This is a genomic window from Microbacterium sp. 2MCAF23 (genome assembly GCF_052115565.1).
In the GTDB taxonomy this organism is placed as follows: Bacteria; Actinomycetota; Actinomycetes; order Actinomycetales; family Microbacteriaceae; genus Microbacterium.
Window position 1 is genome coordinate 1 of the sequence record NZ_JBFRGY010000015.1, and the last position, 10,759, is coordinate 10,759.

11 protein-coding genes and 1 tRNA gene are annotated in these 10,759 nt (G+C 70.3%); 7 read left to right on the forward strand and 5 right to left on the reverse strand.

The window, feature by feature from the left end; translation table 11 throughout:
- Positions 1-1,650, forward strand: a 1,650-nt coding sequence (locus tag AB4078_RS15415) for a phospholipase C (RefSeq protein ID WP_441977854.1), incomplete at its 5' end; no start/stop codon positions are given.
- A 146-nt stretch (positions 1,651-1,796) separates the two neighbouring features.
- Here the strand turns inward: AB4078_RS15415 and AB4078_RS15420 are convergent.
- Both AB4078_RS15420 and AB4078_RS15425 read right to left on the reverse strand, forming a co-directional pair.
- Positions 1,797-3,437, reverse strand: a complete 1,641-nt coding sequence (locus tag AB4078_RS15420) for an acyl-CoA dehydrogenase family protein (RefSeq protein WP_441977855.1) — start codon at positions 3,435-3,437, stop codon at positions 1,797-1,799.
- Between the two features lie 118 nt (positions 3,438-3,555).
- Entirely contained in the window at positions 3,556-4,095 is a 540-nt protein-coding gene (locus AB4078_RS15425; protein WP_441977856.1) for a GNAT family N-acetyltransferase, read from the reverse strand.
- Positions 4,096-4,283: 188 nt separating this feature from the next.
- Between AB4078_RS15425 and AB4078_RS15430 the strand changes: the two genes are divergently transcribed.
- Positions 4,284-4,442 (forward strand): hypothetical protein, encoded by a 159-nt coding sequence (locus AB4078_RS15430; RefSeq protein WP_441977857.1) that lies wholly within the window; start codon positions 4,284-4,286, stop codon positions 4,440-4,442.
- 32 nt (positions 4,443-4,474) lie between these two features.
- On the opposite strand, the gene AB4078_RS15435 is transcribed toward AB4078_RS15430, so the two are convergent.
- On the reverse strand, positions 4,475-5,389 hold the full coding sequence (locus AB4078_RS15435; RefSeq protein ID WP_441977858.1) for a cyclase family protein: 915 nt from the start codon (positions 5,387-5,389) through the stop codon (positions 4,475-4,477).
- 118 nt (positions 5,390-5,507) lie between these two features.
- Complete coding sequence (locus AB4078_RS15440; RefSeq protein ID WP_440732540.1) at positions 5,508-5,825, reverse strand: DUF2853 family protein; 318 nt, start codon at positions 5,823-5,825, stop codon at positions 5,508-5,510.
- A 263-nt stretch (positions 5,826-6,088) separates the two neighbouring features.
- Between AB4078_RS15440 and AB4078_RS15445 the strand changes: the two genes are divergently transcribed.
- From AB4078_RS15445 to AB4078_RS15455, 3 genes are read left to right on the forward strand one after another with little or no spacing between them, the layout of a single operon-like run.
- Positions 6,089-6,928: an FAD-binding oxidoreductase gene (locus tag AB4078_RS15445; protein WP_441977859.1), complete on the forward strand. Its 840-nt coding sequence runs from the start codon at positions 6,089-6,091 to the stop codon at positions 6,926-6,928.
- Positions 6,910-7,896 (forward strand): BBE domain-containing protein, encoded by a 987-nt coding sequence (locus tag AB4078_RS15450; RefSeq protein ID WP_441977860.1) that lies wholly within the window; start codon positions 6,910-6,912, stop codon positions 7,894-7,896. Before AB4078_RS15445 ends, AB4078_RS15450 begins: the two co-directional genes overlap by 19 nt.
- Positions 7,897-7,903: 7 nt before the next feature.
- Positions 7,904-8,428, forward strand: a complete 525-nt coding sequence (locus AB4078_RS15455) for a putative glycolipid-binding domain-containing protein (protein WP_441977861.1) — start codon at positions 7,904-7,906, stop codon at positions 8,426-8,428.
- A 70-nt stretch (positions 8,429-8,498) separates the two neighbouring features.
- Here the strand turns inward: AB4078_RS15455 and AB4078_RS15460 are convergent.
- A tRNA-Gly gene (locus AB4078_RS15460) sits at positions 8,499-8,572 on the reverse strand.
- 286 nt (positions 8,573-8,858) lie between these two features.
- On the opposite strand from AB4078_RS15460, the gene AB4078_RS15465 reads away from it, so the two are divergent.
- Positions 8,859-9,803 (forward strand): ABC transporter ATP-binding protein, encoded by a 945-nt coding sequence (locus tag AB4078_RS15465; RefSeq protein WP_441977862.1) that lies wholly within the window; start codon positions 8,859-8,861, stop codon positions 9,801-9,803.
- Positions 9,800-10,621: an ABC transporter permease gene (locus AB4078_RS15470; protein ID WP_440732535.1), complete on the forward strand. Its 822-nt coding sequence runs from the start codon at positions 9,800-9,802 to the stop codon at positions 10,619-10,621. The genes AB4078_RS15465 and AB4078_RS15470 overlap by 4 nt, the downstream gene beginning before the upstream one ends.
- The last annotated feature ends 138 nt before the right edge of the window (positions 10,622-10,759 follow it).

Consider the following 10,759-nt stretch of genomic DNA (forward strand, 5'->3'; position numbering starts at 1 on the left):
GCCGGCGCGCTGCCGGCCGCCGCTGCTCCGCGTCCCGCTGCCGCCACGTCCACCCCGATCCAGCACGTCGTCGTGATCTTCGGCGAGAACGTCTCCTTTGACCATTACTTCGCGACCTACCCGAATGCCGCGAACATCGCGGGCGAAACGGTCCAGGGCACGGGGGCGCCGGCTTCCGCGTTCACCGCCGCGAAGGACACCCCGACCGACATCGCGACCCTCGCGAACGCCGGCCTGCTCGCGCCGAACAACCCCAACACCGTGCAGCCGAAGCGACTCACCCCCGGTCAGGCCGTCACCTGCGACCAGGACCACGAGTACCTTGCCGAGCAGAAGGCGTACAACGGCGGCGCGATGGACCGCTTCGTCGAGAACACCAGCACCGACACCTGCGGCAACCCCGGTGATCCCCGGTATGCGACCCCGGGCATGACCATGGACTACTACGACGGCAACACCGTCACCGGCCTGTGGAACTACGCCCAGCACTACGCGCTCAGCGACAGCAGCTTCTCCGACACCTTCGGCCCGTCGAGCCCCGGTGCGCTCAACCTCGTCTCCGGGCAGACGCACGGCGTGATCAGCGTCGACCCGTTCACCGGCGCGCAGACTGCCACCCCCGACCCGTACACGGTGAAGAGTCCGGACGCGCAGGGTGTCGGCACCATGACGGAGGACCCGGATCCGGCCTTCGACGACTGCTCCGACGGCAGCCACGCGAAGAGCTATGCGCTCGCCGCGATGCGGGGTCGCAACATCGGCGATCTGCTGAACGAGAAGAACGTGTCGTGGGGCTGGTTCCAGGGCGGCTTCACGCCGCAGAGCACCAAGACGATCAAGGGCGTCGACTACGCGCAGTGCACGACCACGCACACGAACGTGGCCGGTGTCTCGTCGACCGACTACAACCCGCATCACGAGCCGTTCCAGTACTTCGCGTCGACCGCCAACCCGCACCACCTCGCCCCGGCCTCCGACGCCGAGATCGGGCGCGCCGGCCAGGCCAACCACCAGTACGACATCACCGACTTCAACAAGGTCGTCGACACCGACAACATGCCGGCGGTCTCGTACCTGAAGGCGCCGAACTACCAGGACGGGCACGCGTCGTACTCGGATCCGATCGACGAGCAGACGTTCGTCGTGAACGAGATCAACGCCATTCAGAAGTCCAAGAACTGGGGATCGACGGCGATCGTGCTCGCCTATGACGACTCCGACGGCTGGTACGATCACGTCGCGGCGACGGTGACCAACGCGTCGAACGATCCGCAGAACGATGCGGCCTGGTGCCTCGATGCGTCGGCCTCCGGCACGCCGATCCTCGGCGGTTACGCCGATCGTTGCGGCCCGGGCCCGCGTCAGCCGCTCCTGGTGATCTCCCCGTTCGCGAAGAAGGACTTCGTCGACCACACCGTCACGCAGCAGTCGTCGATCCTGCGGTTCATCGAGGACAACTGGGGCCTCGGCCGGCTCGGCGACGGGTCTCTGGACGCGGTCGCCGGCTCGCTCGGCAACCTGCTCGACCTCTCGCATCCGCGCAAGGATGCGAACCTGACGCTGGATCCGGCCACCGGCACGATCGTCCAGCCGGCGTACTGCGCCGGCAACAGCGGCAAGCACCTCGGACAGGGTGGAGGCTGCAGCTGACGCCCGACCGGCACACGCGGGCCGGCCTCCTCGAGAGCCGGCCCGCGCACGGACACGACGGCCCGGGCGCTCCGAGTGAGCGACCGGGCCGTCGTGTCAACGTTCGGTCCCTGAGCCTGTCGAAGGGCCGGGTCGGCGAAAAGCCTTCATAGCGCGCCGGCGTGGCGGACGACGATCGCGGCGGCGGCCCTTGCGGGTGCGGCTCCGTAGAGGAAGCCCCGTGCATCGCCGAGGCGGGACGCGGCGAAGGCGTCGGCGACGGCGACCGGTGCGTGCCGGATCAGCAGCGAGCCCTGCAGCGCCACCGCGAGGGCTTCCGTGAGCCGGCGCGCTCCGGCCTGCGCGTCGGCGGACGCAGGATCGCGCTGCGCTGCGCGCAGCAGCAGCTCCGTGCCGGCTATGTGCGCGTCCAGACGTTCGTCCGCCCCAGCGGCGAGGCGCACCTCCGCCAGTAGCGCGTCGGCGGTCTCCGGCTCGCGGGCGATCGCGCGCAGCACGTCCAGCGCGATGACGTTGCCGGATCCCTCCCACACCGCCATCACGGGCTGCTCGCGGTAGCGCCGGGCGAGCGGGAACGCCTCGGTGTAGCCGTTGCCGCCCAGGCACTCCAGCGCCTCGTAGGCGTGGCCGGGCCCGCGCTTGCAGATCCAGTACTTGAGCACCGCCGTCGCGAGCCGGTGGAACGGCTCGTCCTCGGCAGGCGCGTCGGCTTCGTAGGCCGCGGCGACCCGCAGTGAGGAGGTGATCGCGGCCTCGGCCTCCACGGCGAGATCGGCGAGCACCTGCGTCATCGCGGGCTGGTCGGCGAGCAGGGCGCCGAAGGCCGATCGGTGTTGCGCGTGCCAGATCGCCTCGGCGGTCGCCTGACGCATCCCGGCGGCGGTGCCGAGCATGCAGTCCAACCGGGTCCGATTGACCATCTCGATGATCGTGCGGACGCCGCGACCCTCCTCGCCGACGAGCCAGCCGAGGGTGCCGTCGAACTCCACCTCGCTCGAGGCGTTCGCGCGGTTGCCGAGCTTGTCCTTGAGCCGCTGAATGAGGAACGGATTGCGGGATCCGTCCGGCAGCACGCGCGGCACGAGGAAACAGCTGAGCCCGGCCGGCGCCTGAGCGAGCACCAGGAAGCCGTCGGACATGGGCGCCGAGCAGAACCACTTGTGCCCGGTGAGGATCCAGGACCTGTCGCCGGTCGGCGCCGCGGAGGTGCGGTTCGCGCGCACGTCGGATCCGCCCTGCTTCTCCGTCATCGCCATGCCGAACAGGGCGGACGTCTTGCCGGGGGTGAGCGCGGGCGAGTAGTCCCGCGAGAGCAGCCGCGGCATCCACTCGTCCTGCAGGTCCGCCGACCCGAACTGCTGCAGCGCGGGGACAACCGCGTGCGTCATGGACACGGGGCAGGCGTGCCCCGGCTCGATCTGCGCGAACAGCAGGAACTGCGCGGCGCGGGCGACCTGCGCGCCGGGGCGCGGATCCGCCCAGGCGGAGGTGTGGGCTCCGGCGGCGATCGCGGCGCCGATCACCCGGTGGTACGCGGGGTGGTACTCGACCTCGTCGATGCGGCGTCCCCAGCGATCGAACGCGACGAGCTCCGGCTCGTGCACGTTCGCAAGCTCGGCGTCGTGCTGGAAGGCGGCGGATCCGACCAGCTGCCCAGTCGCGGTGAGCTCCGGCTCGGCCCAGGAGGCGCCGTGCCGTCGCACACCCTCGACGAGGGGGAGGTCGAGTGCGAACTCGTCCACGCCCTCCCGCGGCGGCGCCTGGTTCGTGACGGTGTGCGTCGCCATGCGGATCCCCTTCGATCGCGGTCTGATCCGACGCTACGCCATCCCCCCGCGTGGGCTCACGGTCGGCGTGCGGATGGCCGTCGCGCTCGACGAGGGCCGGAACGCCGGCGAGGCGGGCTCAGTCGGCCGCGCGGTTCTCGCGCCACTCGTCGCGGAGCAGCCCCATCCGCACGATGTCCTCATAGCGCCCGCGCACCCAGGCGTGCTCGCGCTGGCGCCCCTCGACGACGAAGCCGGCCTTCTCGTAGGAGCGGATCGCCGCGGCGTTCGACGCGATCACCTCGAGATGCACCCGGCGCAGGTTGCCGCGCACGAACCCGAACTCCAGTATCTGCCGCATGGCCTCGGTGCCGATGCCCTTGCCCCGGGCGGACGGGATGAGCGCGATGCCGACCTCGGCGTGCCGCGCGACCTCGTCGATCTCGAACAGGCCGACGTTGCCGACGGCTTCGCCGGCGACGTCGATCACGAAGCCCCGGTTGCTGCCCGGATCCGCTTCTCGCGCCGTGAGACGCTCCTCCCACGCGGTGCGGGGCGGAACCGCGGGGCGGCCCGGGTTGCGTTCCTCCCACGTGTCGAGATCCGTCGCGATGCTGTAGAGCGCATCGAGGTCGGCGTCTGTGCGAGCGCGGAGGGTGACAGCGGGTCTTGTGGACATGGGTGTCACGCTACCCGCAGGTCCGGACAACGCGGTCGCGACCGGCGCCGCGGACCGAAGAGGACCGTCCCCTTGTGACGCGTTGCACGGCGGCATACCCTGCGGAGAACAGGGCGGGATCAGGCCCGCCGCGGGCGGGTATGCAGATGAGGGCGTCGCTGACCGGCTCCCTCGTGAAGGAGGATGAGATGGGGCACGACAACGACGACGACCAGGTCGAAGCGCCGGTCCACGAGCAGAAGGCTGCGGAGAACGGTCCACCCCGGGACGAGGACGACGACGGCCTGATCCCGCCGCCCGAGGTGGACACGATGCTCGGGTTCGAGGGGTCGATCGAGGGTCTCTGACGGCGGGCCGCCCTGTCGCGTGCGCGGCCGGGCTAGACGATCGCGTGCGCCCGCACCGGGAAAGTCCCGAAACCCGCGACGGCCGGTGGAGCGGCAGTGAACCGGGCGCCGCGCGCAGGCAGCGAGCCCAGGTTCGCAAGGTGCTCGACGACGGGGATCCCTGCCGCGAGCAGGATCGAGTGCGCGGGGCGCTCGCCTCCCGATTCGGTGTCGTCGATGTTGAGCGAGTCGATGCCGACGAGCGCGACCCCGGCGCCGACGAGGGCCTGCGCCCCGCCTTCGGTGAGGAACGGCGCGCCGCGGCCGTACGCCGGGGTGCCGAAATGCCGGTCCCAGCCCGTGTGCAGCAGCACGGCCGCGCCGTGCAGGTCGCGGTCGGCCAGCGTTGCGGATCCGATCCCGCGACGGTCGGGCGACCACGCATCGGCGAGGTGGAAGACCTCCGCCGGCAGATCGACGAGCTTCTCCAAGGGCAGCGAGGAGAGATCGCCCCCGTCGGCGTATCGGTGGAACGGCGAGTCGATGTACGTCCCGGTGTTGCCGATCATCGTGATGACGTCCATCGCGAACTCGGTGCCGGGCGCGTACTTCGCCCTCGAGTCCTCCCTGGTGAGGAACGGGGTGATCTCGGGCGCGGGCAGGCCGGGGTAGGTGACGAGGCCGGCGTGGATCGAGTGCGACAGATCCACGATGCGGCGGGCAGGCGCGGGCGTCGTCGCCTCGACCCCGCGGCTGCCGCGGTGCTGCTCGGCGACGATCTCGAGGCGATGCAGCACGACCGACTCGACGAGTGCGAGACCGAGGTGGCGGATGAGGAGCGCGCCGATCGCCTCGGCGTCCAGATCGGGGGAGGGCAGGTCTAGGCGGAAGCCGTCGCCGTGCATCCCGCCGCCGTTGGCGAAGGCGATGTCGAAGCCGAAGCGCGCGCGATACTCGGGAGAGGTCATCCCGCCAGTATGTCGATGATCCGGGGGTCGACGGCTCCATGGCGGAGTCTCGTGCTTCGCAGAAGGACCCGCACCTTCCGTAGCGGATGCGGGTCCTTCTGGTGATCGAAGCGGGCGCTCAGTGGAACAGGCCGAGCTTTCCGAACTTCTCCGCGAGCAGGTAGTAGACCGTGATGCGGCTCTTGGTGCGGTCTGCCTTCATCGTCTCCTTGACCTCGTCGAGCGCGGCGTCGAGGACCGCGTCCGACTCCGTGAGGCCGAGCTTCTTCTTGAGGAAATTGGTCTTGACGGTCTCGACCTCGTCCTTGTCGGAGAATGCGACGTACGCCGAGTCCTGGCTGTCCATGACGAGTCGGTAGGTCTTGAGCAGACCCGCGATCGCAGCATCATCGGCGTCGGGACGGTAGATCTTGACGTCAGCGGCCCAGTCGGCCATAGGGAACTCCTTCGCTCCGGCTCGGCTCGGATGTGCCGCGCTCGCCAGAGAGCCTAGAGGCCGCATCCGAACAGCAACAGACACCCATAGGAAACTGACAGCGGGATCTGATGCCGTACCGTGGTGCGTGAGCCGGCCGGCGATCCTCGTGCGGTGTTCGACACGTCGGCACCGCCGGCAGCATCCGGCGGGCCCCCTCGGAGTGCTGGACGATGCGCGTTCTGTTCAATCCTCAGCGCCTACGTGGTTCGTACGGTCGAGTCATGTCCGCACCAGAGCAGCATCGCACCGCGTCGTCAGGCTTGCGGCCGTCGCTGGTCGTCGCGTGCGCGTCGGAGCGTGACATCGCACGGGAGATCGGCCACGCCGCGGCGACCGGGATGCGGTTGGTGCCGCGGGGCGGTGGCCACTGCTTCGCCGGCAGATCCACCACCGACGGCATCGTGCTCGACCTCGCCGCGATGGATCAGGTCCGCGTCGATCCGTCGGGTACGGCGACGATCGGCGCAGGGTGCCGGCTGGGCCGGGTGTACGGCGCACTGCATGCGGTGGGACGCACGCTGCCGGCGGGATGCGGGGAGACCGTGGGCATCGCGGGCCTGACCCTCGGCGGCGGGATCGGTCTGCTGGGACGGCAGCACGGGCTGACCTGCGACCGGCTGATCGGCGCCCGGGTCGTGCTCGCCGACGGCGACATCGTCGACTGCGACGAGCATCGCGAGCCGGATCTGTTCTGGGCGCTGCGCGGCGCGGGAGGGGGCCAGTTCGGGGTGGTCAGCACGTTCCGGTTCGCGACCGTGCCCGAGCCCATGGTCTCCCGTGTCGAGGTCGCGATACCGGGGAATGTCGACCTCGGTGCTCTTGTGACGGCCTGGCAGGAGCACGCCCCCGATGCACCCGACGGCCTGACCGTCGATCTGGTCATTGAGCTGGAGCCGGGTGTCCCCGGTCTGCAGGTCCGCGCGGTCGGAGCCTCGAGCCTTCCCGCGTCCGTGACCAACGCGTGGCTGCGGGAGCTCCTGGGCAGAGCCGGGTCGGCGCGGCTGCGGGTGGAAGATCCGGTGCCGTACTCGACCGTGAACCGGTGCCGTACTCGACCGTGAAGGAGACGCACGCCGACGAGCGGCGTTCGCTGCCGCAGCGTCCGGTCCGCCTGCGGTCGGAGTTCTTCGAGCACACGATCGAAGAACCGATCCTGGAACGGATCCAGTCGCTGCTCGCCGACGCGGACCGCAGCAGGCCGCGCAGGCTTTCGTACACGGCGATGGGCGGGGCGTACAACCGGGTGGCCTCGGGTGAGACCGCGTTCGCGCACCGTGGCACCCGCTTCCTGCTGGAGCATGTCGGCGACCCCGGCGACCGGTGGATCGACGATTCCTGGAACGCCGCCCATGAAGCCGGATCCGGACGGGTGTATCCGAACTTCCCCGACCTTCTGCTCGAGGATCCGCTCTCCGCCTACCATGGCGCCAACGCGGACCGTCTTGCCGGCGTCAAGCAGCGCTACGACCCGCACCGGTTCTTCGACTTCCCGCAAGCCATCCAGCCCGCGGGCAGCGACCCGCACCCCCCACAGGAACGAGGTTCGAGGATGAGCACGCAGAAGCCCCTGTCTGACCCTGCTGGTGCGCCGCGGGTGCGCAGTTTCGATCACGTCGGAATCACGGTCGCCGACCTGGAGGCGGTCACAGCGTTCTTCGCCGGCCTCGGGCTGGAGGTTCTCGGCGATCCCATGGCCGTGGAGGGCGAATTCCTCGACACGGTGATCGGGATCCCCGACGCCCGGACTCGGATCGTCATGCTGCGCGCTCCCTCCGGCGGCACGACGCTGGAGCTGTCCAGCTTCACCCGCCCCGATCACGAGCCCGGCTCGCCGGCTCCGATGGCGAACGAGCTCGGCATCCGCAACGTCGCCTTCATGGTCGACGACCTCGACGCGATGATCGACCAGGTCGTGGGCGACGGATACGCGCTGGTCGGCGGCGTCGGCGAATGGCAGCACGCCATCCGGATGGCCTACGTCCGCGGTCCGGAGGGCATCATCGTCTCCCTCGCCGAATCGATCGGTTGACGGCGTCATGCGGATCCGCTGGCGAGGCGTCGAAACGGGGAGCACGGAGACGCTGGAGTTGTCCGTCGCGACGGGCGGCGTGGATGCGACATCGGTCGTGGAGAGCCCTGGTCGCGTGATCCGTTATGCCGCCCGGCTGACGGAGCGGTGGGAGTTCGCGGATCTCACGGTCGAGGACGACCGCGTCGGAACCCTGCGCCTGGCCCGATCGTCGGCGGGCGAATGGCGGGTGAACGACGTGCCGCGCCCCGACCTGAGTGCGGCGATCGACATCGACCTGTCCTTCAGCCCCTTCACGAACACGCTGCCGATCCGCCGCCTGGCGCTGAGACCCGGCGAGTCCCGGGACATCGTCACCGCCTACGTCACCGACGCGCTCGAGGTGCTGCCGGATCCGCAGCGCTACACGTGCCTCAGCCGAGAGCGCTACCTCTACGAGTCGCGGGACAGCGACTTCCGCCGGGAGATCCTCGTCGACGCCGCGGGGCTCGTGCTCGAGTACCCGGGACTGTTCGTGCGCGTGCGGGAGTAGCCCCGGAGCGGGATCCGTACGGCGTCTGACGCGACGAAGGCCCCCGTCGGTGACGGAGGCCTTGTCGGAGTGGAGGGGCTGACGGGAATCGAACCCGCGCTGTCTGCTTGGGAAGCAGAAGTTCTGCCATTGAACTACAGCCCCGTGCGTCGGTGACGCCTGGCCAGCATAACAAACGCCCACGGGATCCCGGATCCGCCCTGCCTCATCGCACGGTTTCCCTCCCCGCCGCGACTTTCCCTCCCCGCACGGGCGCCGACCGGGGGAGGGAAACAAGGTGAGGGGAGGGAAACGGAGTGAGGGGAGAACCCGCGAGGAGCCCGGGCAGGGGCGGGCGACGTTCGGGGTTTCCGGAATCATCCCCGGGGATCCCCGGAGTCATCCTCCAGAGGGATGCGACGAGGCACAGCCGCCGCATAGCGTCGAAGACATGATCACCGCAGAGGGCCTCACCAAGAGATACGGACCCAAGACCGCCGTCGACAACGTGTCGTTCACCGTGCGGCCGGGCACCGTCACCGGCTTCCTCGGACCGAACGGCGCCGGCAAGTCGACCACGATGCGGATGATCGTGGGCTTGGACCGGCCGAGCGCGGGCCGCGTGACCGTGAACGGGCAGGAGTACCGCCGTCTGCACGCGCCCCTCACCGAGGTCGGCGTGCTGCTGGACGCCAAGGCCGTGCACACCGGCCGCTCGGCCCGCAACCACCTGCGCGCGCTCGCCGCCACGCACGGCCTGCCCTCGAAGCGCGTCGACGAGGTGATCGAGATCGCCGGCATCGGATCCGTCGCCCGCAAGCGCGCGGGCGGGTTCTCGCTCGGCATGGGGCAGCGCCTCGGCATCGCCGCAGCCCTGCTCGGCGACCCGCACACGCTGATCCTCGACGAGCCGGTCAACGGGCTCGACCCCGAGGGTGTGCTCTGGGTGCGCAACTTCGTGCGGCACGCCGCATCGGAGGGACGCACGGTGCTGCTCTCCAGCCACCTCATGAGCGAGATGGCGCAGACCGCCGACCACATCATCGTGCTGGGCCGCGGCCGGGTGCTCGCGGACGCACCGCTGTCGCAGCTCGTGCAGCAGTGGACCACCGCCCAGGTGCGGGTGCGGAGCCCCCGCGCCGCCGAGCTGGGCGATCTGCTGATCGCCGCCGGCGCCCTGATCACCCCCTCGGGCCACGACACGATCGACGTCACCGGCCCCGAGGCATGGTGGATCGGCGACCTCGCCGCCGAGCGCGGCATCGCCCTGCACGAGCTCACCCCCACCAGCGGCTCGCTGGAGGACGCCTACCTCGCCCTCACCGGCGAGGCCGTCGAATACCGAACCCGCGCCGTGCCCGAAGCCGTCGCCCCGATCCCGGAGGTGGTCGCATGAGCGCCGTCGCCCCCACTGTCCCCGCCCTGCCGGGCCGGTTCCGTCTCAGCTTCCCGCGGAGCCTGCGCAGCGAGTGGATCAAGCTGACCACGCTGCGCTCGACCTGGTGGTCGATCGCGATCACCGCCGCGCTCACGATCGGCATCGCCGTGCTGATCGCATTCGCCCTCACCACCTCCGGTGAGGCACCGCGCGGGCTCAACGGCATCATGGCCGTGGTCACGCCGATCCAGTTCACCGCGCTGCTGGCCGGGATTCTGGGTGCGATCGCCGTCACCGGCGAGTACTCCACGGGCATGATCCGCTCCACGCTCACCGCCGACCCGCGCCGCGGGCGCGTGCTGGTGGCGAAGTCCGTGGTGCTCGGGGTGTTCCTGTTCCTCGCGTCGCTGGTGATGTTCGTGGTCGCCGCCGTCCTCGTGTCGGCGATCCTCGGCGCGCACGGCCAGGGCCTCGAGTGGAGTGCGCCCGACAAGGTGATCTTGCCGCTGCTCGCCGCCGCCGCGACGATGGCGGTGTGCGCGCTGATCGGCGTCTCGTTCGGCTTCATGCTGCGCTCGGGCGCCGGTGCGATCGCTGCCACGGTCGGACTGCTGTTCGTGCTGCCGATCATGTCGAACTTCTTCGCCTTCGCCGGCGAGTCCTGGAAGTGGGTGCTCGACGCGGCGAACTACCTGCCGCTGTCGGCCGCGCAGAACGCGATCCTGCCCAGCGACACCGCGCCGATGTCCGCAGGCGTGGCGTTCCTCACCCTCGGCGCCTGGGTCGCCGCAGGCCTGCTCGGATCCTGGGTGGTGCTGCGCTCGCGCGACGCCTGACCCGCGGATCTGCCGACATCGCCCCCTTCGCACTGTGCGGAGGGGGCGATGTCGTCTGCGGACGCGGCCGGAGGATGTGGTACCTGAGGACCACCCCGGGACGGACCGGATCCTCCCCGAAGCGGATGTGCCGGCCTC